At 65.2% G+C, this 23,405-nt stretch carries 18 protein-coding genes and 1 tRNA gene; 15 read left to right on the forward strand and 4 right to left on the reverse strand.

Going from position 1 to position 23,405, the window contains the following annotated elements; translation table 11 throughout:
- Nucleotides 1-44: 44 nt before the first annotated feature.
- The 3 genes from purC to purQ are packed head-to-tail and all read left to right on the forward strand — an operon-like array spanning nucleotide 45 to nucleotide 1,720.
- Nucleotides 45-824, forward strand: coding sequence for a phosphoribosylaminoimidazolesuccinocarboxamide synthase (gene purC / locus ASE69_RS02670; RefSeq protein ID WP_056050712.1), 780 nt, complete (start codon nucleotides 45-47; stop codon nucleotides 822-824).
- Nucleotides 825-1,055 (forward strand): phosphoribosylformylglycinamidine synthase subunit PurS, encoded by a 231-nt coding sequence (gene purS, locus ASE69_RS02675; protein ID WP_056482414.1) that lies wholly within the window; start codon nucleotides 825-827, stop codon nucleotides 1,053-1,055. It abuts the gene before it with no gap.
- A complete protein-coding gene (purQ, locus tag ASE69_RS02680) occupies nucleotides 1,052-1,720 on the forward strand; it encodes a phosphoribosylformylglycinamidine synthase subunit PurQ (RefSeq protein WP_056482417.1) in 669 nt (222 codons plus the stop codon). Before purS ends, purQ begins: the two co-directional genes overlap by 4 nt.
- 97 nt (nucleotides 1,721-1,817) lie before the next feature.
- Here the strand turns inward: purQ and ASE69_RS02685 are convergent, their stop codons facing one another.
- Complete coding sequence (locus ASE69_RS02685) at nucleotides 1,818-2,573, reverse strand: queuosine precursor transporter (RefSeq protein ID WP_056482420.1); 756 nt, start codon at nucleotides 2,571-2,573, stop codon at nucleotides 1,818-1,820.
- A 61-nt stretch (nucleotides 2,574-2,634) separates the two neighbouring features.
- On the opposite strand from ASE69_RS02685, the gene ASE69_RS02690 reads away from it, so the two are divergent.
- The 5 genes from ASE69_RS02690 to ASE69_RS02710 all read left to right on the forward strand — a co-directional run bounded on the left by ASE69_RS02690 (nucleotide 2,635) and on the right by ASE69_RS02710 (nucleotide 7,346).
- Nucleotides 2,635-2,711 (forward strand) — tRNA-Arg (locus ASE69_RS02690).
- A 295-nt stretch (nucleotides 2,712-3,006) separates the two neighbouring features.
- Complete coding sequence (locus ASE69_RS02695; RefSeq protein ID WP_156362091.1) at nucleotides 3,007-4,176, forward strand: fumarylacetoacetate hydrolase family protein; 1,170 nt, start codon at nucleotides 3,007-3,009, stop codon at nucleotides 4,174-4,176.
- 22 nt (nucleotides 4,177-4,198) lie between these two features.
- Complete coding sequence (locus ASE69_RS02700) at nucleotides 4,199-4,966, forward strand: SDR family NAD(P)-dependent oxidoreductase (RefSeq protein WP_056482426.1); 768 nt, start codon at nucleotides 4,199-4,201, stop codon at nucleotides 4,964-4,966.
- Nucleotides 4,950-5,858: an SMP-30/gluconolactonase/LRE family protein gene (locus ASE69_RS02705; RefSeq protein WP_156362092.1), complete on the forward strand. Its 909-nt coding sequence runs from the start codon at nucleotides 4,950-4,952 to the stop codon at nucleotides 5,856-5,858. The genes ASE69_RS02700 and ASE69_RS02705 overlap by 17 nt, the downstream gene beginning before the upstream one ends.
- Nucleotides 5,859-5,930: 72 nt before the next feature.
- On the forward strand, nucleotides 5,931-7,346 hold the full coding sequence (locus ASE69_RS02710) for a sugar porter family MFS transporter (protein WP_082452776.1): 1,416 nt from the start codon (nucleotides 5,931-5,933) through the stop codon (nucleotides 7,344-7,346).
- 605 nt (nucleotides 7,347-7,951) lie between these two features.
- Here the strand turns inward: ASE69_RS02710 and ASE69_RS02715 are convergent.
- Both ASE69_RS02715 and ASE69_RS02720 read right to left on the reverse strand, forming a co-directional pair.
- Nucleotides 7,952-9,730: an IlvD/Edd family dehydratase gene (locus ASE69_RS02715; RefSeq protein WP_056482432.1), complete on the reverse strand. Its 1,779-nt coding sequence runs from the start codon at nucleotides 9,728-9,730 to the stop codon at nucleotides 7,952-7,954.
- An 81-nt stretch (nucleotides 9,731-9,811) separates the two neighbouring features.
- The gene (locus ASE69_RS02720) at nucleotides 9,812-10,903 is read right to left on the reverse strand and encodes a LacI family DNA-binding transcriptional regulator (RefSeq protein WP_056482435.1); all 1,092 of its coding nucleotides are present in this window, start codon (nucleotides 10,901-10,903) and stop codon (nucleotides 9,812-9,814) included.
- 417 nt (nucleotides 10,904-11,320) lie between these two features.
- Between ASE69_RS02720 and ASE69_RS02725 the strand changes: the two genes are divergently transcribed.
- The gene (locus tag ASE69_RS02725) at nucleotides 11,321-12,874 is read left to right on the forward strand and encodes an aldehyde dehydrogenase (NADP(+)) (RefSeq protein WP_056482437.1); all 1,554 of its coding nucleotides are present in this window, start codon (nucleotides 11,321-11,323) and stop codon (nucleotides 12,872-12,874) included.
- Between the two features lie 323 nt (nucleotides 12,875-13,197).
- Nucleotides 13,198-16,320 carry a PAS domain-containing protein gene (locus tag ASE69_RS02730; RefSeq protein ID WP_082452777.1) on the forward strand — a complete coding sequence of 1,041 codons (3,123 nt, stop codon included), beginning with the start codon at nucleotides 13,198-13,200 and terminating at the stop codon, nucleotides 16,318-16,320.
- Between the two features lie 289 nt (nucleotides 16,321-16,609).
- Here ASE69_RS02730 and ASE69_RS02735 read toward each other — a convergent pair whose 3' ends face one another.
- Nucleotides 16,610-18,205, reverse strand: coding sequence for an isocitrate lyase (locus ASE69_RS02735; protein ID WP_056482440.1), 1,596 nt, complete (start codon nucleotides 18,203-18,205; stop codon nucleotides 16,610-16,612).
- Between the two features lie 257 nt (nucleotides 18,206-18,462).
- Between ASE69_RS02735 and ASE69_RS02740 the strand changes: the two genes are divergently transcribed.
- The 5 genes from ASE69_RS02740 to ASE69_RS02760 all read left to right on the forward strand — a co-directional run bounded on the left by ASE69_RS02740 (nucleotide 18,463) and on the right by ASE69_RS02760 (nucleotide 23,360).
- Nucleotides 18,463-19,044: an SRPBCC family protein gene (locus ASE69_RS02740; RefSeq protein ID WP_056482443.1), complete on the forward strand. Its 582-nt coding sequence runs from the start codon at nucleotides 18,463-18,465 to the stop codon at nucleotides 19,042-19,044.
- Nucleotides 19,045-19,075: 31 nt separating this feature from the next.
- Nucleotides 19,076-20,254 carry a zinc-dependent alcohol dehydrogenase gene (locus tag ASE69_RS02745; RefSeq protein WP_056482446.1) on the forward strand — a complete coding sequence of 393 codons (1,179 nt, stop codon included), beginning with the start codon at nucleotides 19,076-19,078 and terminating at the stop codon, nucleotides 20,252-20,254.
- Between the two features lie 12 nt (nucleotides 20,255-20,266).
- Nucleotides 20,267-21,052, forward strand: coding sequence for an SDR family NAD(P)-dependent oxidoreductase (locus ASE69_RS02750; protein ID WP_056482449.1), 786 nt, complete (start codon nucleotides 20,267-20,269; stop codon nucleotides 21,050-21,052).
- A 29-nt stretch (nucleotides 21,053-21,081) separates the two neighbouring features.
- Complete coding sequence (locus ASE69_RS02755; protein WP_056482452.1) at nucleotides 21,082-21,567, forward strand: DUF4142 domain-containing protein; 486 nt, start codon at nucleotides 21,082-21,084, stop codon at nucleotides 21,565-21,567.
- 122 nt (nucleotides 21,568-21,689) lie between these two features.
- Nucleotides 21,690-23,360 carry a formate--tetrahydrofolate ligase gene (locus tag ASE69_RS02760; protein WP_056482455.1) on the forward strand — a complete coding sequence of 557 codons (1,671 nt, stop codon included), beginning with the start codon at nucleotides 21,690-21,692 and terminating at the stop codon, nucleotides 23,358-23,360.
- The last annotated feature ends 45 nt before the right edge of the window (nucleotides 23,361-23,405 follow it).

Here is a 23,405-nt window from a genome sequence, read left to right on the forward strand (position 1 = left end):
TGGGGCCGCTCGATTTTCATCGCTCGATTTCCAGGGGACCGCGCATGGCTCGCCGCCGCCAGATCTACGAAGGCAAGGCCAAGATCCTCTACGAGGGTCCCGAGCCGGGCACGCTGATCCAGTATTTCAAGGACGACGCGACCGCGTTCAATGCCCAGAAAAAGGGCACGATCAACGGCAAGGGCGTGCTCAACAACCGGATTTCCGAGCACATCTTCACGCTGCTCGATCATATCGGCGTGCCGACGCACTTCATCCGCCGCCTCAACATGCGCGAGCAGCTGATCCGCCAGGTCGAGATCGTCCCGATCGAAGTCGTCGTGCGCAACGTCGCCGCGGGCTCGATCTCGACGCGCCTCGGGATCGAGGAGGGCACCAAGCTGCCCCGCACGATCATCGAATATTACTACAAGGACGATGCGCTCGGCGATCCGATGATCTCCGACGAACACATCGCCGCGTTCGGCTGGGCGAGCCAGGAGGAGATGCACGACATCGCCGACCTCGCGATCCGGGTGAACGATTTCCTGTGCGGGCTGTTCGCCGGCGTCGGTATCCGCCTGGTCGACTTCAAGCTCGAATTCGGCCGCATCTTCGACAACGACTTCGGTCGCATCATCCTCGCCGACGAGATCAGCCCCGATGGCTGCCGCCTGTGGGACATGGAAACCAACGAGAAGATGGACAAGGATCGCTTCCGTCGCGATCTTGGTGGTGAAGTCGAAGCGTATCAAGAGGTTGCACGCCGTCTTGGCCTGCTGCCCGAGGGTGCCGACAACGCCGTCCTCGACCTCGAAAAGCATCGCAAGAACCGGGGCAAGTAAATGAAACTCAAGGTTTTCGTGACATTGAAGCCCGGCGTGCTCGATCCGCAGGGCCGGGCGATCCACCACGCGCTCGGCAGCCTCGGCTTCGACGGCGTGCACGACGTCCGCCAGGGCAAGCTGATCGAACTGGAGGTCGCCGACGACACCGACGACGCGACGATCGACGGCATGTGCCGCAAGCTGCTCGCCAACACGGTGATCGAGAATTACCGGGTCGAGCGCGCATGAAAACTGCGGTCATCGTCTTCCCCGGCTCCAACTGCGACCGCGACATCGCCGTCGCGCTGGAGGCGGTGACCGGCGTCAAGCCGCTCATGGTCTGGCACGGTGATGCGGACTTGCCGGCGGATGTCGGCCTGGTCGCGGTACCCGGTGGCTTCTCGTACGGCGACTACTTGCGCTCGGGTGCGATCGCGGCGCGGTCGCCGATCATGCGCGCGGTCGTCGAGCAGGCGGGCAAGGGCTTGCCTGTGCTTGGTGTCTGCAACGGCTTCCAGGTGTTGACCGAAGCGGGGCTCCTGCCCGGCGCGCTGATGCGCAACGAGGGGCTGAACTTTGTCTGCCGCGATGTCGCGCTGACCGTCGAGACGGCGAGCTCGACGTTCACCTCGGGCTACTCAGCCGGTGAACGTGTCTCCTTCCCGGTAGCGCATCACGATGGCAATTATTTCGCCGACACCGAGACGCTCGACCGCCTCGAAGGCGAAGGCCGCGTTGCGTTCCGGTACGCCGAGAGCGTCAACGGTTCTGCGCGCAACATCGCGGGTTTGCTGAACGATAAGGGCAACGTGCTCGGCATGATGCCGCATCCGGAGCGTCGTATCGAGGCGGCGCACGGTGGCACCGATGGCCGTCGTCTGTTCGAAGGTTTGCTGGAAGCCGTCAGCGCCTGACCCTTGTTCCCCGCGCAAGCGGGGGCCCAGGATACCACCCACATCGACCGTGACCCTGGACTCCCGCGTGCGCGGGAGAACAGTCAAGGTCGAGGCGTCAAACCCGCGTGCGGAACGGCGAGAAGTCCGTCCCCCGGTCGTACACATCGACCCCCTCGCGCCGCTTCAGCCACCCCACCGCCATATACGTCAGCGGCGTCAGCAGCACCTCCCACGACACCTTCAGCAAGAACTGGCTGACCATCACCATCAGCATCGCCTCCACGGGCCAGTCCGGCGCGCCGTAGAAGGCGAGCGGGTAGAAGATCAGGCTGTCGAACGCCTGCCCCACCACGGTGCTGCCGATCGTCCGCGTCCACAGCATCCGCCCCTGCGTCCAGATCTTCATCCGCGCGAGCACGAAGCTGTTGGCGAACTCGCCGACCCAGAACGCGCAGATCGACGCGAACACGATCCGCGGCACTTGGCCGAATACGGACTCATACGCCGCCTGCCCCGTCCACCCCGCATCGGGTGGCAACGCGACGACGACCGCCGACATGAACACCATGAACAGCATCGCGCCGAACCCTGCCCAGATGCAGCGCCGCGCGTACGCATAGCCGTACACCTCGGTCAGGACGTCGCCGATCACATAGCTGACCGGAAAGAACAGGATGCCCGCGCCGAACGGCCACGCGCCGATGAACGGCAGATCGATCACCGCGCGCTTGCCCGCGCCGATGACGTTCGACAGCAGCAGGATCGTGACGAACGCCGCCATCACGAAATCGAAATAGCGAAACTGCGCGCCGCCGACCGCGCTCGCGTCGACCGGTTCGAGCCCGGGCGCCTGATCCGTTCCAATTTCCATGCCCGGCGTTATGATCGAGGTTCCAAGCCTGCACAATCCGCGCTAGTCGTCGCCGCAGCGCGCGCCCGTAGCTCAGCTGGATAGAGCAAGGAGCTTCTACCTCCTCGGTCGGGGGTTCGAACCCCTCCGGGCGCGCCAACTCGCAAGCCGCCCTCGCCGGGCTTTCCGGCAACCATGGGACCTCGCGCATGAGTGCCAGGCTAGGCGCGATGATATCGATACCACAGTTTTGGTAGCGCCTTTGAGGTTTTCCGTACGCAGTTATCGGCTGCCGGACACCGCCTTCTCATATTTTAATTGTGCGATTAATCGGTCGCGTTTACTTGAATCGTCGTGACTTCTGGGACGGGTCACCGACGTGACGTCAGGATTGGGGACTTGACGCTGACGCTGCGCAGCATACGGTACCGCTAACAAAAACGGAGGGGATAACATCGTGGAGATCGCATTCACGTCGGCGGGGGCTTTGCCCGTCGACTGGGAACAGGCGGCGTTGCTCGGTCGTATCGACCTTGGCGACGGTCCTACGCCCGTGATCGTTCGCGGTGGCCGCGTGTATGACATGTCCGCCGTTGCGCCGACAGTCGCCGATTTGATCGCGGGTGGGGATTTCGATACCGATGCCGGCGCGGATCTCGGTGCCCTCGGCGACTTAAACCTGACGCCAGCGGCCGATGGCAAGACCCGCCTGCTCAGCCCGATCGATCTCCATGTGGTCAAGGCATCGGGCGTAACCTTCGCCGTATCCGCGCTCGAACGTGTGATCGAGGAGCGTGCTCGCGGTGACGCGTCCGCAGCGACTGCGGTCCGCGCCCGCCTCGAAGAGCGCGTCGGCGGCAGCATCCGCTCGGTCGTACCGGGTTCGCCCGAAGCGACCGCGCTGAAGGCCGCGCTGATCGAAGACGGCATGTGGTCGCAATATCTCGAGGTCGCGATCGGCCCCGACGCGGAAATCTTCACCAAGGGTCCGACGCTCTCGACGATCGGCTGGGGTGGCGAGATCGGCATCCGCTCCGACTCCACCTGGAACAACCCCGAACCGGAAGTCGTGCTGGTCGTCGATCGCACTGGCAAGACGGTCGGTGCGGCGCTCGGCAACGACGTCAACCTGCGCGATTTCGAGGGGCGCTCGGCGCTCCTGCTCGGCAAGGCCAAGGACAACAACGCGTCCTGCTCGATCGGGCCGTTCATCCGGCTGTTCGACGAAACGTTCGGCATGGACGACGTCCGCGCCGCGCAGATTGCGCTGACGATCGAGGGCGCAGACGGCTACCGCCTCGAAGGCAGCAGCTCGATGGACCAGATCAGCCGCGATCCCGAGGAACTCGTCCGCCAGGCGATGAGCGAGCATCAATATCCGGACGGCTTCGTGCTGTTCCTCGGCACGCTGTTCGCACCGACGCAGGACCGCGACGAGCCCGGCCGCGGCTTCACGCATGCGGTCGGCGACGTCGTTACCATCTCCAACCCGAAGCTCGGCGCGCTGGTCAATCCGGTGACCACATCGAAGGATGCGGCGCCGTGGAACTACGGGATCGGCGACCTGATGCGCAATCTCGCGAGCCGGGGGCTGCTCGGCCATACCAAGAATCAAGGGGCGTAAGCGCGTGTTGCAGAAGACCGAAATGGCCGACCAGACGGCGATCTATCCGAGCCTGAAGGGCAAGCGCGTCCTGATCACTGGCGGCGCGTCGGGGATCGGCGCCGGTCTGGTCGAGGCGTTCGCGCGTCAGGGAGCGCATGTTGCGTTCGTCGACATGGCCAAGGACGCCGCGGAAGCGCTGATCGAGACGCTGACGCCCGACGTCGCGACCGCGCCGATATTCCTGCCGCTCGACCTGCGCGACGTCGACGCGCTGAAGGCGACCGTCGCGACGATCGAGGACCGGCTCGGCGGGATCGACGTGCTGATCAACAACGCCGCGAACGACGATCGCCACACGATTGAAGAGATCACGCCTGCCTATTGGGACGAGCGGATGGCAACCAATTTGCGCCATTTGTTCTTCGCAGGGCAAGCCGTGGTGCCGTCGATGAAGCGCGCGGGCGGCGGCGTGATCCTCAATTTCGGGTCGATTTCGTGGCATCTCGCGCTGCCCGAACTGCTGATCTACCAGACCGCCAAGGCCGGCATCGAGGGCATGACCCGCGCGATGGCGCGCGATCTTGGCGGCGACGGCATCCGCGTCAACACGATCGTCCCCGGCAACGTCGAGACGCCACGCCAGCTGAAATGGTATACGCCCGAGGGTGAGGCCGAGATCATCGGCGCGCAGTGCCTCAAGACCCGGGTCCAGCCTGCGGACGTCGCGGCGCTGGTACTGTTCCTCGCGTCGGACGATGCGCGGATGTGCACGGGCCACGATTATTTCGTCGATGCCGGGTGGCGCTGAGATGAGCCGCGCGGTTCCCGTCGAAACGACCGCGGAAAGCATCCGCGACGTCGGCGCGACTCTCGGCGAGGGCCCGATCTGGATCGCGCGTGACGCCGCGCTCTGGTTCGTCGACATCAAGTCGCCGTGCGTGCACCGGTTCGATCCGGCGACGGGAGCGCTCGACACCTGGAAGGCGCCAGACCAGATCGGCTGGATCATTCCGGCAGACGATGGCGGCTTTCTCGCCGGAGTCCGTGGCGCTCTCCACCGGTTCGATCCCGCGACCGGCGCGTTCGATGAGATTGCGGTCGTTCACGCCGAGACTCCCGGCAATCGTCTCAACGATGCCGCGCGCGATCCCAACGGCCGCGTATGGTTCGGGACGATGGACAACGCGGAATCTGAGCGCACCGGCCACGTCTATCACTGGCATGACGGTGAATTGACCAAGACGGAGATCCCGCCCGTCGCGATCACCAATGGCCCCGCGATCTCGCCCGACGGCCGCACGCTGTATGCGGTCGACACGCTCGGCAAGCGGATCGACGCCTACCCGATCGACGCGGACGGTAATGTCGGCAAGCCACGGCTCTTCCTGACGATCGGCCCCGACGATGGCCATCCCGATGGCGCGATCTGCGACTCCGAAGGCGGCGTCTGGGTCGGGTTCTTCGGTGGTTGGGCGGCACGCCGGTTCGCGCCGGACGGCACCTGCACCGACATCGTCCGCTTCCCGGTCGCGAACATCACCAAGATCGCGCTCGGCGGCCCCGACGGTCGTACCGCCTTTGCGACGACCGCCGCGAAAGGCCTCGACGACGAAGCGCTCGCAGCCCAGCCGCTGGCCGGAAACCTGTTCACCTTCCGCGTCGCCGTTCCGGGCGTTCCGGTCGAACCCGTCACACTTTAGTGCAATCCATTTTACAACACCCCATTCACGATAAGCGTCGCCGTTAGAGCGCCGTCACGGAGAGGAAAACCAATGACTATAGCGGCAGAATCCGCGCCCCAAGTGAACCGAGCCCTGATTGCGATGATCGTCATCGTCGCGACCATCGGCGGGTTCATGTTCGGCTATGACTCGGGCGTCATCAACGGCACGCAGGCGGGGCTTGAGAGCACGTTCGCACTATCGTCGCTCGGCACGGGCTTTACCGTCGGCGCGATCCTGATCGGCTCGTCGGTCGGCGCGTTCATGGCCGGGCGGCTTGCCGACAATCTCGGCCGCCGCAACGTCATGATGATCGCCGCGGTGCTGTTCATCGTCAGCGCACTCGCAGCGGGTGCGGCGACTTCGGCAACCATGTTCGTGCTCGCCCGCATCGTCGGCGGCCTCGGCATCGGTGCGGCCAGCGTGCTCGCCCCGGTCTACATCTCCGAAGTCGTCCCCGCGAACGTCCGCGGTCGGCTTTCGAGCGTCCAGCAGATCATGATCATCACCGGCCTGACCGGCGCATTCGTCGCCAACTGGTATCTCGCGCGCATCGCAGGGTCTTCGACCGCGTTGTTCTGGCTCGACTATCCGGCATGGCGCTGGATGTTCTGGATGCAGGTCATCCCCGCCGCAATCTATCTCGCGACGCTGTTCCTGATCCCCGAAAGCCCGCGCTTCCTAGTCCTCAAGGGCCGTTACGACGAGGCGCAGGTCGTCCTCACGCGCCTGTTCGGTGCCGCCGAGGCCACGCGCAAGGTCGCCGAGATCCGCGGCTCGCTGTCGGTCGATGCCCACCGCCCCAAGCTGTCCGACCTGATCGACAAGGCGAGCGGCAAGATCCGCCCGATCGTCTGGACCGGCATCGGCCTGGCGATCTTCCAGCAGTTCGTCGGCATCAACATCGTGTTCTACTACGGTTCGGTGCTCTGGCAGTCGGTTGGCTTCAGCGAGAGCGATGCGCTGCTCATCAACATCTTGTCGGGCTCGCTGTCGATCATCGCCTGCCTGCTCACGGTCGCGCTGGTCGACAAGGTCGGTCGCAAGCCGCTCCTGCTGATCGGTTCGGCCGGCATGACCGTTGCGCTGGCGATCGTCGCGATCTGCTTCGCCAGCGGCGCGATCGTCGAGGGTTCGCTGCACCTGTCGGATCGCAACGGCCTGATCGCGCTGATCGCGGCCAATGCGTATGTCGTGTTCTTCAACCTGAGCTGGGGCCCGATCATGTGGGTGATGCTTGGCGAGATGTTCCCGACGCAGATCCGCGGTTCGGGTCTGGCGGTCGCCGGCTTCGCGCAGTGGTTCGCCAACTTCGCGATCTCGGTGAGCTTCCCGACGATGGCGATCTCGCTCGGACTGTCGCTCACCTACGGCTTCTACGCACTGTCGGCGTTCGTCTCGTTCTTCTTCGTCTGGAAGATGGTTTCGGAAACGCGTGGCCGCGAGCTGGAAGATATGGTGGGGTGAAGCCGACCACCGGACCGCGGCGTAGGTCGCGGTCCGGGTAGGTACGGGTCATCGCGCGGTTCGATTTGGCGTGGTCGTGTCAGACCGCCATTGTCCTCCCCATGATAGCACTACCCCGGCGGAGGCCGGGGCCCAGTTGGCGAGGCGGAAATAACGGCGGACCTTCCTCCGTTAGCAACGTCCCCCAACTGGGCCCCGGCCTCCGCCGGGGAGGTGCGAGATAAAGCCGCTCGAAGACCTGAACGTCAGATGCCCCCTGCCCTTCTCCTTCCCCAGCCGCCTTCCGTGACTCCAGCGAAAGCTAGAGTATTTCACAGCGCGGATGACGCCCGTCACATAAAGATTCGAGGTTCCGCTCGGATAACGGGGGCAGGGATCGGCTCTGCGGGACTATCGAGTTTAGATGGCGTGGACGGGACGAGTGGCGAAGGTCCGCCGCAACATTGCCAGCATCCTCGCCATCTCTTCCGTCATTCCCCCGGGGGCGGGAAACCATACCGGTTCCCCCTGATAGCGCAGCGCTAGGCGGTCGTAGGGACCCGCCTGCGCGAAACAAAGACAGTCATAGGACGAAGGGCGAGGCACAGGCCCCGCCCCCCGCACTCTCAGTGGTTATGTCGAGGCGTCTTCGCCGAAATCCCGCGATATTTCACCGCGAAGTCGAGCACGCCGCCCTCGGCCAGCTGCCCGGTCTTCTCGCGGTACAATTCCTCCCACGGCGTATTGCTCTCGGGCACCGGCGGCAGCCCCTCGCCCTTGCGTCGCGCGATCTCGTCGGGCTCGACCAGCGCATCGCAGGTCCCAGCGATCAGATCGATCCGCACCACGTCGCCCGTCCGGATCCAAGACAACCCACCGCCGACCGCGCTCTCGGGCGAGACGTTCAGGATCGACGGACTGTCCGACGTCCCCGACTGGCGCCCGTCGCCGAGCGTCGGCAGCGCCAGCACGCCGCGCTGGATCAACGCGTCGGGTGGCTGCATGTTGACGACTTCCGCCGAGCCCGGCCAGCCGATCGGCCCCGCGCCACGAATCACCAGGATACAGCCCTCGTCGATGTCGAGCGCAGGATCGTTGATCCGGTGGTGATAATCGTCAGACCCCTCGAACACGATCGCCCGCGCCTCGAACCGATCCTCGGCCCCCGGAGTCGAGAGATAGCGCGTGCGGAACGCCGGCGAGATCACCGACGTCTTCATGATCCCGAAATCGAACAGGTTGCCCTTCAGCACCAGGAAGCCGGCGCGTTCCATCATCGGTGCATCGAACGGCTTGATCATCTCGCGATCGCGCGTCTCGCGGCCAGCGATGTTCTCGCCGATCGACCGCCCCGTGACGGTCAGGCAGCTCGTGTCGAGCTTACCGCCTGCGATCAGTTCGTGAAGCACCGCCGGCACGCCGCCCGCCCGGTGGAAGCGCTCGCCGAGATACTTGCCAGCAGGCTGCATGTTGACCAGCAGCGGCAAGTCGTAGCCATGATCCGACCAGTCCTCCGGGTACAGCGTCACGCCGGCATGCTGCGCCATCGCCATGATGTGCGGCTGCGCGTTGCTCGATCCGCCGATCGCGCTGACCACGCGGATCGCGTTGAGGAAGCTGTCTCGCGTGAGAATCTTCGACGGGCGCAGATCCTCATACGCCATCTCGACGATCCGCCGGCCGGTCTCGTACGCCATCTGCCCGCGCTCGCGGTAGGGCGCAGGAATCGCCGCGCAGCCGGTTAGCGACAGCCCGAGCGCCTCGGCGACCGCGTTCATCGTCGAGGCCGTGCCCATCGTATTGCAATGCCCGGCGGACGGCGCGCTGTCGGTGGCGCGGTTGAGGAATTCTTCCTCGTCGATCTCGCCCGCGGCCAGCTTGCGCCGGCTGCGCCAGATCACCGTTCCCGATCCGACCAGCTCGCCGTCATGCCAGCCGTCGAGCATCGGCCCGCCCGACAGCACGATCGCGGGGATATCGACGGTCGACGCGGCCATGATGCCCGACGGCGTGGTCTTGTCGCACCCGGTCGTGAGAACGACGGCATCGATCGGATAACCGTACAGCGTCTCGACCAGCCCGAGATAGGCGAGGTTACGATCGAGCGCCGCAGTCGGCCGCCGGCAATTCTCGAAGATCGGATGGACCGGAAACTCCATCGCGATGCCGCCTGCGTCGCGGATGCCGTCACGCGTGCGCTTGGCGAGTTCGAGATGGATGCGGTTGCACGGGCTCAGGTCGCTGCCTGACTGCGCGATGCCGATGATCGGTCGCCCTGAGCGCAACTCCGCCGGGGTCAGCCCGTAGTTCATGAAGCGTTCGAGATACAGCGCGGTCATGTCCGAGCGGGCGGGATCGGCGAACCAGTCGCGCGATCGGAACGGCTTCACCGGTACACGGTCCACTGCAAACTCTCCTGAACGCGGTCGATTATCTTATGGGAGCGCTACCGCGACGGTCGTCGGTCGGTCAAGCGCCAGTCGATACTATGCGTGAACGCGCGACGGTGGTCGACGACGCGGCGCAGCGTCCGACTGACGGCGGACCAGCGTATAATCGAGAACGACGTGGCCGTTCGCATCCTTGCCGCCGCTGCGACGATTGAAGATCGCCGAGACGAGCAGTTCGACCGCCGCGCGCGACATGTCGGCGATCGGCTGGTGGATCGTCGTCAGTTCGGGCCAGATCGTCGTCGCGAGCGCGCTGTCGTCGAACCCACACACCGTCAGGTCGCCCGGCACGTCCAGGCCGCGGCGATGCGCGACCGCGACGGTCGCCGCCGCCATATCGTCGTTGCTGGCGAAGATCGCTGTGGGCGCGTCCTTCGCGTCGAGCAATTGCTCAGCACCGTCGAGACCAGAGCGATAGGTAAACAGGCCGCCCACCACCAGCGACTCGTCCGGCGCCAGACCGGCATCGGCGATCGCCGCGAGATACCCCTCGTGACGAAGCCGGCTCGCGGTCTGGTTCGGGTTGCCGATGATGAACCCGATCCGCGAATGCCCAAGTTTGACGAGGTGTTCGGTCATTGCACGTGCCGCTTCGAAATCGTCGATCGTCACCGCGGCCGACCCTTCCGGTGGGGACCCGGTCGCGACGACCACGGTCGGCACGCCGGCCTCCGTCAGCACGTCGAGCACCGCGCGCGAATCGCACAGCGGCGGCGGCAGGATGACGCCGTCGATGCCGCTCTCGATCATGTGCCGCGCGACCTCGATCTCATGGTCGCCGATGTCGCATTTCTCGACGATCAACTGGACGTCGCTGCGGCTCGCCTGTTCGAGGCTGCCGACCAGGAACTCGCTCAGATACGCAGCGCTCGGGTTGCTGTAGAGCAGGCCGATCCGCATCTGCCCGCCGCCGGCCAGGCTGCGCGCGGCGCGGTTAGGTGCGTATCGCAGCGTATCGATTGCGGCATTGACCGCCTCGCGCGTTGCCTCCCGGACCTTCGCTTCCCCGTTGATCACGCGCGATACGGTCATCGGTGAGACGCCTGCGAGAACCGCGACGTCGGAAATGGTGGGTGCGCCGCTTCTGCGGCCCGAAGTGTTGCGCGGCTTGCGCGTGGCGAGGCTCATGCCGCGCTTTTTAGCAGGTGATTGCAATATTATCAGCATGTAATCTGAGTTACCGTGGTCGTATACTCAGAGAACATCGCGCCGCGGCCGTTCGCTCTTGCGTGTTATCGCTCCCAAGATTAGTCGGACAATCGGGTTTTGCCTTACCGGGCAGTAAGCACACAGGGGGACGGACGGGCTGTGCGCGTGCGATACGATCTGATCCGTACACTCTACCCCAAGCCATGGCCTCGGTGTCATATTGCCGTCCGCGACTGCTGCTACGCACTGGAACATGGTTCGCCTTCGCACCACATTGGAGCAGGTAGCTGAGAGTGATAGCGCGACCTTTGTGGCCTCGGCGCATCTTGGCCGACGATTTCCCGACGCACCGCCGTTCCGGTCGGTGCGTCCCTCGATTTGATTTGGAGAACTGACATGGACGGTACCTTCCCGATCGGCGCGCGCGCCGTAGACAGCGACGTCACCTTCCTCGCGATCGATCCGTCGACCGATGCGAAGATCGAACCCGCCTTTGCCGTTTCGAGTGAAGAAGACGTCGCGGAAGCCTGCAAGCTCGCCGAAGCAGCGTTCGATACCTTCCGCGAGACCGACCCCGAAACGCGCGCGAAATTCCTCGAGACGATCGCCGAGGAGATCGAGGCGATCCACGATCCACTCGTCGCCCGCGCGATCCAGGAAAGCGGCCTGCCCCGCCCACGCCTCGAAGGCGAGCGCGGCCGTACCACCGGTCAGCTCCGCCTGTTCGCCAAGCATCTCCGCGCCGGCACCTGGGCCTCGGTCATCATCGACGAAGCACAGCCCGATCGTAAGCCCGCCCCCCGTTCCGACCTGCGCCAACGCCGCATCGCGGTCGGCCCGGTCGCGGTGTTCGGCGCCTCGAACTTCCCGCTCGCCTTCTCGGTCGCTGGCGGCGACACCGCGTCGGCACTCGCCGCCGGTTGCCCGGTCGTGGTCAAGGGCCACCCCGCGCATCCCGGCACGTCGGTGATGGTCGGCAAGGCGATCCAGGCCGCGGTCGCCAAGTGTGGCTTGCCCGAAGGCGTGTTCTCGCTGGTCCAAGGTCCCGCGAACGAACTCGGCGCCGCACTCGTCAAGGACGCCCGCATCAAGGCGGTCGGCTTCACCGGCTCGCGCGGCGGTGGCCTTGCGCTGGTGGCACTCGCCGCAGCCCGCCCCGAGCCGATCCCGGTCTATGCCGAAATGAGCAGCGTCAACCCGGTGATCCTGTTCCCCGCCGCCCTCGCCGCGCGCGGCGAAGCGCTCGGCAAGGCCTATGTCGGCTCGCTGACGATGGGCTCGGGCCAGTTCTGCACCAACCCCGGCATCGTCGTCGCGGTCGACGGTCCAGACCTCGACACCTTCGTCGAAGCCGCCGCCGCTGCGCTTGGCGAAGCTGCGCCGCAGGTCATGCTGACCCCCGGCATCCATGCCAGCTACGACAAGGGCGTCGCCGCGCTCGCCGGTCACGATGCGGTCGAGACGCTCGCTCGCGGCACCGAGGCCGAGGGCGCAAACCGCGGTCGTGCGGCTTTGTTCTCGACCACCGGCAAGGCGTTCGTCGCCGACCCTGCGCTGTCGCATGAAGTGTTCGGTGCGGCCTCGATCATCGTCCGCTGCGCCGACCTCGCCGAGGTCCGCCAGGTTCTCGAACAGGTCGAGGGCCAGCTGACGATCACGCTGCAGATCGACGAGGGTGATTACGCGGACGCGGCAGCGCTGGTGCCGGTGCTGGAACGCAAGGCCGGTCGCATCCTCGCGAACGGCTGGCCGACGGGTGTCGAGGTTGCCCCAGCGATGGTCCATGGCGGTCCCTTCCCCGCGACGTCGGATCCGCGCACGACCTCAGTCGGTACGGCTGCGATCGAGCGCTTCCTGCGCCCGGTCTGCTACCAGGACCTGCCCGATGCGCTGCTGCCCAAGGCGGTTAAGCACGACAACCCGCTGGGCCTGCCGCGCACCGAGGGGTGATCGTGTTACGGAGATGAGGAAGGGGGTGCTATCGCATGGCAGCCCCCTCCTCCTTGTTCTCCCGCGAAGGCGGGAGCCCAGTCTGGGTCCCCGCCTTCGCGGTGAAACATGCTACCTTCAATACCACCGCGGCGAAGGCCGGGGTCCAGTTGGTGAGGTGGCAATAACTAAGGGCAACGCTTCGTTAGCAACGTCCCCCAACTGGGCCCCGGCCTTCGCCGCGGTGGTGTTAGGGGGGTGCTCGGAGGGATGCACGATCCGCCTGCCCCGCGCAAACACCCCTAATCATTGACACGCGTGCGCGCGATACCCACTAGTCCGGCATGACAACGCCTGACTCGTCGCGCACCATTTCCCTGCCCGCAGACCTCGGCAGCTACCTCGATGAATTGACCGGCGGAGGGCATGGCGACGCCGCCGCCATCGTCCGCACCGCGCTCCAGCAGATGCGGGACCGCGACGCTGGCTCGGCCGCACCAGCGGAAATCCTGATCGGCGGCGGCGAATGCGGGATGCTCGTCCGCCAGCGCGACTGGAGCGCGACCTCGCTCGGCCCGATCGACTCGTGGCCCGCCGAACTCCGCGTCACGCTCGCCAACATCCTCAACTCCCCCGTCGCCAAGGTCGTGATGTGGGGCCCCGAGCACATCATGCTCTACAACGACAGCTATCGCGCCGTCGCGGGAGACCGCCATCCCGCCGCGCTCGGCAGCCCGGTCGCGACCGCCTTCCCCGAAGTGTGGGACTGGAACCGCGCCGTCCTCGAAGCAGGCCTGAGCGGCGAGACCGTCGCCTACCGTGACCAGCCGATCCTGTTCCAGCGCCCCGACGGCCCGGAAACGCTGACGCTCGACCTGTTCTATACGCCCGTCTATTGCGCCGGTGGCACAGTCGGCGGCGTCCTGTGCACGATGGTCGACAATAGCGGCCGCGTCGAAGCCGAGCACCGCCTCGCCGCCAGCGAAGCCGAACTGCGCCGCGTCACCGATGCGGTGCCGATGCTGATCTCGTACATCGACCGCGATCACGTCTATCGTCTCGCCAACGCGCAATATGACGAGTGGCTCGGCGTCGCGCCCGAGACGATGATCGGCAAGTCCGTCCGCGAAGTGCTCGGCGACGCGGTCTACCAGGATCGCCGCCCCTCGTTCGACCGCGCGCTGGCCGGCGAGAGCTTCATCGCGCAGACCGTCTTCCCGCACCGCGACGGCCGCCCACGCCGCTCCGAATTCCGCTATGTTCCGCATATCCAGGCGGACGGCTCGGTCGCCGGCATCTACGTGCTCGGCATCGACGTCGAGGACCGTGCCGAGCGCGAAGCCGCGCTTGGCATCAGCAACGGCCGGTTCCGCACCGCGATGGACGCCGTCCACGGCGTGCTCTGGACCAACAGCCCCGACGGCCGGATGATCGGCGAGCAACCCGGCTGGGCGACGCTCACCGGCCAGTCGATCGACGAATACCAGAATTTCGGCTGGGCCGACGCGATCCACCCCGACGACGTCGCATCGACGATCAAGGCGTGGACCGCCGCCGTCCTGAACAAGTCGATGTTCGTATTCGAACACCGCGTTCGCCGCCATTGCGGGGCATGGCGCACGTTCGCCGTACGCAGCCTGCCGATCCTCGATTCAGGCGGCGAAGTCATCGAATGGGTCGGCGTCCACACCAACATCACGCATCAGCGCGCCGCTGAAGCCGCCTTGCGCGAGCAGGCCGAAGCGCTCGCCCGCCAGGTCCGCCACCGCGAGCGCGCCGAGGACCAGCTCCGCCAGCTCAACGAGACGCTCGAGGCGCGCGTGATTGCCGAGATCGGCGAACGCCGCGAGGCCGAAGCCAAGCTCGCGCAATCGCAGAAGATGGAGACCGTCGGCAAACTCACCGGCGGCGTCGCGCACGACTTCAACAACCTGCTCCAGGTCGTCTCGGGCAATCTCCAGCTGCTCGGCAAGAACCTCGCCGGCAACGAGCGTGCGGAGCGCTGGGTCGCCAACGCGATGGCCGGCGTCACACGCGGCTCGAAGCTCGCCTCGCAATTGCTCGCGTTCGGGCGTCGCCAGGCGCTCGAGCCCAAGGTCGTCAACGTCACGCGGTTCGTGCGCGGGATGGACGACATGCTGCGCCGCGCGATCGGCGAAGGCGTCGAGATCGAGACCGTGGTCGGCGGTGGCCTCTGGAACACCTTCATCGACCCCGCGCAGATCGAGAACGCGCTGCTCAACCTCGCGATCAACGCGCGCGATGCGATGGAGGGCCAGGGCAAACTCACCATCGAACTCGGCAACGCCCACCTCGACGACGCCTATGCGCGCAGCCACGAGGAGGTCGAAGCCGGGCAATACGTCCTGCTCGCAGTGTCGGACACCGGCAGCGGCATGAGCCCGGAAATCATCGAGAAGGTGTTCGAACCGTTCTTCTCGACCAAGAGCGAAGGCAAGGGGTCGGGCCTCGGCCTGTCGATGGTCTACGGCTTCGTCAAACAGTCCGGCGGCCATGTGAAGATCTATTCGGAGGTCGGCGAAGGCACCACGATCAAGCTCTATCTGCCGCGCGCGATGGAGAGCGAGGATTTCGAGGTCGTCGCCGATGCGGGGCCGATCTGCGGCGGCACGGAGACCGTGCTGGTGGTCGAGGATGACGACGAGGTCCGCACCACCGTGGTCGAACTGCTGACCGACCTCGGCTACAGCGTCCTGAAGTCGGTCGACGCGGCCAGCGCGCTCAACGTGGTCGAGAGCGGCGTGCCGATCGATATCCTCTTCACCGACGTGGTGATGCCCGGAACGCTGAAAAGCCCGGAACTCGCGCGCAAGGCGAAGGAGCGGCTGCCCAATCTCGTGGTGCTGTTTACGTCGGGCTATACCGAGAACTCGATCGTGCACGGCGGCAAGCTCGATGCTGGCGTCGACCTGCTGTCGAAGCCGTATTCGCGCGAGGCATTGGCACGGAAATTCCGCGAAGTGCTGGCCAATCGGCAGCGCGGCGACTCGCCTGCCGCCAAGAGCGCCCGCGATGCACGGATCGAAGCGGATCGACGGCTGGACGCGTCGGCACGGCGCACTGTCCTACTGGTCGAGGACGACGAGATGATCCGCGCGAACACTGCCGAGATGCTGCAAGGCAGCGGCTTCGTGGTGGTGGATGCCGCCAGTGCGGAGGACGCGATGACCGCGCTTCAGACCGTGCCGATCGACGCGCTGGTGACCGACATCAACCTGCCCGGCGTATCGGGACCGGACTTCGCCCGCACCGCGCGCGCGTTGCGACCGGGTGTCGGGATCGTCTTCGCGAGCGGTGATACCGCGTCGGTCGAAGGGGATACGGATGCGATCATGCTGGAGAAGCCGTATGGGCTCGACGCGCTGACGGCGGCGGTGCTGGCATCGTTGGGTGAGACGGCGCTGGCGGAGCCGCTTGCGGCGGACAGGGTGGACTCGGCGGAGTAAAGCCGGTCGCAACGGAACGATCCTCCCCCGCCAGGGGAAGGTGGCAGGCACTTGCCTGACGGAGGGGGCGGCAACCCACACATCGGTTCCGTGTCCTCCCCCTCCGTCACCTTCGGCGACACCTCCCCCTTGCGGGGGAGGATTGGCGGGCGTGGCCGTCGGCCAAAGCTTGCATAGTCGAGACAAGCCTTCACGCCGCGGCAAAGCCGCGTCGTCGGACGGGGCTTTTGGCCCCGCCGGCCGGGCGTGATGCCGGATCCGCGCCGGAGCTTTCGCTCCGGCTTGGGCATCACGCCGCAAATTGATTCATCGTATTATGCGCTCCCCCCGCCTTCAGCGCAGCCTCACCCGCAAAATACTCCTTATGATCATCGCCAAGATCGGAACCCGACATGTTCTGGTGCTTCACGCAGGCGATGCCCTCACGGATCTCCTTGCGCTGGACGCCCTTCACATAGCCAAGCATGCCGGCATCGCCGAAATACTCCTTGGCAAGGTTGTCGGTCGAAAGCGCAGCCGTGTGATACGTCGGCAGCGTGATGAGGTGGTGGAAGATCCCCGCCCGCTTCGCCGAATCCGCCTGGAAAGTGCGGATGCGTTCATCGGCTTCGTCGGCGAGCGTCGTGCCATCGTAATCGACGCTCATAAGCCGCGCGCGATCGTAGGCGGAGACGTCCTGACCCGCAGCCGACCACGCATCGAACACCTGTTGGCGGAAGTTCAGCGTCCAGTTGAAGCTCGGCGAGTTATTATAGACGAGCTTTGCGTTCGGCACGACCTTGCGGATGCGATCGACCATGCCCGCGATCTGCTCGATATGCGGCTTCTCGGTCTCGATCCACAGCAGGTCGGCGCCGTTCTGTAGCGACGCGATGCAGTCCATCACGCAACGATCCTCGCCGGTCCCTGCGCGGAACTGGAACAGGTTCGACGGCAGGCGCTTGGGACGGAGCAGCTTGCCGTCGCGGTTGAGGATGACGTCGCCGTTCTGCGCGGTCGCCGGGTCGATCTCCTCGCAGTCGAGGTACGAGTTATACTGGTCGCCGAGGTCGCCCGCTTCCTTGCTGACCGCGATCTGCTTGGTGAGGCCGGCGCCGAGCGAGTCGGTGCGCGTGACGATGATGCCGTCCTCGACGCCGAGTTCGAGAAACGCGTAGCGGCAGGCGCGGACCTTCGCGAGGAAGTCCTCGTGCGGCACGGTGACCTTGCCGTCCTGGTGGCCGCACTGCTTCTCGTCGCTGACCTGGTTCTCGATCTGGAGCGCGCAAGCCCCCGCCTCGATCATCTTTCGCGCGAGCAGATACGTCGCCTCCGCATTGCCGAAGCCCGCATCGATGTCGGCGATGATCGGCACGACGTGCGTCTGGTGGTTCTCGATCGCGTTCAGCAGGCGCTGTTCCTCGATCGCGTTCCCCGCGGCGCGCGCGGCATCGACGTCGCGGAACATCATCCCGAGCTCACGCGCATCGGCCTGACGGAGGAAAGTGTAGAGTTCCTCGATCAGCGCGGGAACGCTGGTCTTTTCGTGCATCGACTGGTCGGGCAGCGGGCCGAATTCGCTCCGCATCGCCGCGACCATCCAGCCGGAGAGGTAAAGATACCGGCGGTCGGTCGTGCCGAAATGCTTCTTGATGCTGATCATCTTCTGCTGCGCGATGAACCCGTGCCAGCAGCCGAGCGACTGCGTGTAGTGCGCCGGATCCGCGTCATAGGCCGCCATGTCCTTGCGCATGATCGCCGCAGTATAGCGCGCGATGTCGAGGCCGGTGGTGAACCGGTTCTGCAGCCGCATCCGCGCGACGGACTCGGGCGAGATCGCATCCCACGTGCCGTTCTGGTCGGCGATGAGGTTGGTCAATTGGGCGATGTGCGTCTGGTAGGTCACGGGCGATCCTCGTCTGCTGCGATGATCGACGTGTAGGTATATTTACATTGCTGAGTGGCCAAATCCCCCTAAGATTGGCGTGCGCGTGTAACGAACGCCGCTTTTCGAATGTGACGATGTAAACTTCGTGACACAAGGCGGATTTCGCGCGGGATCGAATGTCCTGATCGATATCAAGTCTTGCAAATTCAAGACCAAAGCGGCGGAACATAGGTCTTCGGACACTGTTGGAAGGACTTCGCAGCCAGGAGACGGTGATGACTGAAAGCGATCCAAGAGATGACGCCCCACTAAGCACGTCCAAGCGAAGCGACGCCGTAGCGGACGCGACGCAGGACCTCGCGGACGGCAAGGGCAGCAGCATCGTTGCCCGTGCGGTTACGATCAATCGCTCGGTCGGCGAACTGTTCGCCTATTTCCGCGATTTCGCAAACCTTCCAACCTTCATGGAGAATGTCGAGCGTATCGACGTCCTCGACCAGCGTCGCTCGCATTGGGTGGTCAAGGGTCCGGCGGGAAAATCCTATGAATGGACGTCGGCGATTACCGATGAAGCGCAGGACAGCTTCATCGCATGGTCGTCGGAGGATGGCGCCGATGTGCCTAACAGTGGCCGCGTCGAGTTTCGGGATGCGGGCGCGCGCGGCACGGTGGTCGTTGCGACCATCCTGTACAATCCGCCGGGTGGCGTGATCGGCAAGTTGATCGCCAAGATGTTTCAGCGCGAGCCTGCGATCCAGGCCCGCCGAGACCTACGCCGTTTCAAGCAGTTGATGGAAACCGGCGAGATCGCGACTGCCGCGATGAACCGCAAGCAGCATGAAGAGGAACTCGCCTGATGCGCGCGATACTTATTGAGGAGCAACGCTGATGCGCGCACTGGCATGGCACGGTAAGCACGACGTCCGCGTCGATACGGTCGACGATCCCGAAATCGTCAACCAGCGTGACTGCATCATCAAGGTCACTGCAACTGCGATCTGCGGCTCCGACCTGCATTTGTACGACGGCTATATCCCGACGATGCAGGCCGGCGACATCCTCGGCCACGAGTTCATGGGCGAAGTCGTCGAGGTCGGTGCAAAGTCGACGCTGAAGAAGGGCCAGAAGGTCGTCGTCCCGTTCACGATCGCCTGCGGCAGTTGCTACCATTGCGGCAAGCACCAGTATTCGGCGTGCGACAACGGCCTCCCCGCCGACAACCAGGACATCGCGCAGGAAATCTATGGCCAGCCCATGTCGGGGTTGTTCGGCTATAGTCACATGACCGGCGGTTATGCCGGCGGACAGGCGGAATATGTCCGCGTGCCGTTCAGCGACGTCGGCCCGATCGTCATTCCCGACGGCGTCGACGACGAGAAGGTGTTGTTCCTCTCCGACATCCTGCCGACCGGCTGGATGGCGGCGGAGAACGCACAGATCGAGCCCGGCGACACGGTCGCGGTGTGGGGCTGCGGTCCGGTCGGGTTGTTCGCGGTGCAGTCGGCGTTCCTGATGGGCGCCGAACGCGTGATTGCGATCGATCACTTCCCCCACCGCCTAGACCTCGCAAAGAAGTTCGGCGCCGAGACGATCAACTACGAGGAAAGCGCGGTCTACGAGGCGCTGATGGTCATGACCGGCGGGATCGGCCCCGACGCGGTCATCGACAGCGTCGGGCTCGAGGCACACGGCTTCTTCGTCGACAACGTCGTCGACCAGATCAAGGCCTCGACCTTCCTTGGCACCGATCGGACGCATTCGATCCGCCAGGCGATCATCGCGTGTCGCAAGGGTGGGCGGGTGTCGATGCCGGCGGTGTACGGCGGGTTCGTCGACAAGTTCCCGCTCGGCGCGTTCATGGAGAAGGGGCTGACGCTCAAGACCGGCCAGACGCATGTCCAGCATTACATGCCCGCGCTGCTCAACGCGATCATGGAGGGCAAGATCGACACCACCTTCCTGATCTCGCACCGCATGGACCTGGAGGACGCCCCCAAGGGCTACGACATGTTCAAGAACAACCAGAACGAAGTGACGAAGGTCGTGCTCAAGCCCGGCTTCAACTGAGGATGACTGACAATGGCTGATAAATTCGCGATCATCACCGGCGCCTCGACGGGCATCGGCTTCGAACTGGCGACCCTGGCGGCGAAGGACGGCTACGACATACTGGTCGTAGCCGACGAGGCGTTGATCGACGCCGCCGCGCAGGACTTCAAGCAGTTCGGCACCGATGTTCAGTCGCTCCAGGCCGACCTCTCGACGATCGAAGGCGTCGACCAGTTGCTTGCGGCCACGAACGGCCGGACGATCGATCTGGTCTGCGCGAATGCCGGGCGCGGGCTCGGCAAGGCGTTCCTCGACCAGGATCTGGCCGAGTGGCGCAAGGTCGTCGACACTAACGTGATCGGCACGGCGTATCTGTTGCAGAAAACCCTGCCGCCGATGGTCACGCGCAACGCAGGCAAGGTGCTCGTGACCGGATCGATCGCAGGCTACATCCCCGGTGCGTTCCAGGCGGTGTATAACGGCACGAAGAGCTTCGTCGACAGCTTCGTCGCGGCGATCCAGAACGAGATCAAGGACGCGGATGGCGTCACGCTGACCAACCTGATGCCCGGCCCGGTCGATACCGAGTTCTTCGACCGTGCGCACATGATGGACACCGATGTCGGGACCGATCCCAAGAAGAGCGATCCCGCGGACGTGGCGAAGGACGGCTGGGACGCGCTGATGTCCGGCAAGGCCGCGGTCGTGTCGGGCTGGAAGAACAAGGTCCAGTCGGCGATCGCCAACGTCACGCCCAACGCCGTACTCGCCGAGATGCACCGCAAGATGGCCGAGCCTGGCACCGCGAACGATTGAACGACAGTTTCAACAGGAGAGAGAAGACCATGACACGATTTCTGACTGCCGCCGCGCTGATCGCGATGCCGATCGCCGCCGTATCGGCGCAGGCACCAATGCCCGCATCGAGCTATGTGATGAAGGCCGGTGCCGGCGACCTGTACGAGAAGACGTCGAGCCAGATCCTGCTCGAGACGACCACCAATCCGACGCTCAAGAGCTTCGCGCAGATGATGATCACCGATCACACCAAGAGCACCGCAGACGTAAAGGCCGCGGCGATGGCGGCGCATGTGAAGGTCGCACCGCCCAAGCTCGATCCGATGGGTGCCAAGAACGTCGCGGCACTTCGCGCGGCGAAGGGCACGGCGCGCGACCGGCTGTACGTGACGCAGCAGAAGGCGGCGCATGCCAAGGCACTGACGTTGCAGCAGGGCTATGCCGACAAGGGTACCGTGGCGGGCCTGAAGACGGTCGCGGCCGGGATCGTACCGGTCGTCCAGACGCACATCACCGAACTGCAGACGATGTAATCATACGGCGTCCTATCGACGGCGGATTACAGACGGCGCTCGCTTCACAAAGCGGGCGCCGTTCTGCATTCGGGACTCCTAATCGTCTGGAAAGCCATCCCCGGCCCCGCTAGGTCAGCGCCATGGAAACCGATATCGCCATCGCTCGCAGCGTCGCCCTGCGCCCTATCGCCGCCATCGCCGAGAGTCTGCACATTCCCGACGACGCGATCGAGCCTTACGGCCGGTACAAGGCGAAGATCTCGCTCGAATGGCTGAACGCGCGCAAGTCTTCGCCCAACGGCAAGCTCGTCCTCGTCACCGCCATCAACCCGACCCCGGCAGGCGAAGGCAAGACTACGACCTCGATCGGACTCGCCGACGCGCTTCGCCATACCGGCCGCAAGGCCGTGCTCGCCCTTCGCGAACCCTCGCTCGGCCCGTGCTTCGGGACCAAGGGCGGTGCGACCGGTGGCGGTCGTGCGCAGGTCGCGCCGATGGAGGATATCAACCTCCACTTCACCGGCGATTTCCACGCGATCACTGCGGCGCATAATTTGCTCGCGGCGATGATCGACAACCATATCCACTGGGGCAACGCGCTCCAGATCGACGTCCGCCGCGTGGTCTGGCGTCGCGTGCTCGACATGAACGACCGGGCGCTGCGCGATATCGTGCAGTCGATCGGTGGCGTCGCCAACGGCTATCCGCGCGAATCTGGCTTCGATATCACGGTCGCGTCGGAGGTGATGGCGATCCTGTGCCTTGCCGACGGGCTCGCCGACATGGAGCGACGGCTGGGCGATATCGTCGTCGCCTACACGCGGGACCGCACGCCGATCACCGCACGCGACCTGAAGGCGGATGGTGCGATGGCGGTGCTGCTGGCGGAGGCGATCAAGCCGAACCTCGTCCAGTCGCTGGAGGGGACGCCGGCGTTCCTCCACGGCGGGCCGTTCGCCAACATCGCGCATGGCTGCAACTCGGTGATCGCGACGCGGGCAGCGCTGTCGCTCGGCGATTACGTGGTGACCGAGGCGGGCTTCGGCGCGGATCTCGGCGCGGAAAAGTTCTTCGACATCAAATGCCGCCAGGCGGGGCTGGCCCCCGACGCGGTCGTCATCGTCGCGACCGCCCGTGCGCTGAAGATGAACGGTGGCGTCGCGAAGGCCGACTTGGCACGCGAAGACGTCGACGCAGTACGCCGCGGCGCGGTCAATCTCGTGCGGCATATCGAGAACATCCGCCAGTTCGGCGTTCCCGCCGTGGTCGCGATCAACCATTTCTACACCGACAGCGATGCGGAGGTCGCCGCGATCGTCGAGGCCGCTGCGCACCACGGCTCGCGCGCGATCCTCTGCCGACATTGGGCCGAGGGTGGCGCCGGTGCGGTCGAGCTGGCCGACGCGGTCGCCGAACTTTGCGACACGCACGGGGGCGGGTTCGCGCCGATCTATGGCGACGAACTGTCGCTGTTCGACAAGATCGATACCGTTGCACGCCGCATCTACCGCGCCGAGCACGCGGTCGCCGAGCCGAGCGTGCTTGCGCAGTTGAAGCGCTGGGAAGATGCGGGCTACGGTCACCTGCCCGTCTGCCTCGCGAAGACGCAGTACAGTTTTTCGACCGACCCTGCCCTGCTCGGCGCGCCGACCGGGCACATCGTGCCGGTGCGTGAAGTCCGGCTCGCGGCGGGTGCCGGGTTCGTGGTCGCGATCTGCGGAGAGATCATGACGATGCCGGGCCTGCCCCGCGTGCCCGCGGCGGAAGCGATCCGGTTGAACGACGAGGGGCTGATCGAAGGGCTGTTTTAAGTCTCAATCCTCCCCCGCCAGGGGGAGGTGGCACCGAAGGTGACG

Origin of the sequence: Sphingomonas sp. Leaf208 (assembly GCF_001421415.1) — a bacterium.
GTDB lineage: Bacteria > Pseudomonadota > Alphaproteobacteria > Sphingomonadales > Sphingomonadaceae > Sphingomonas.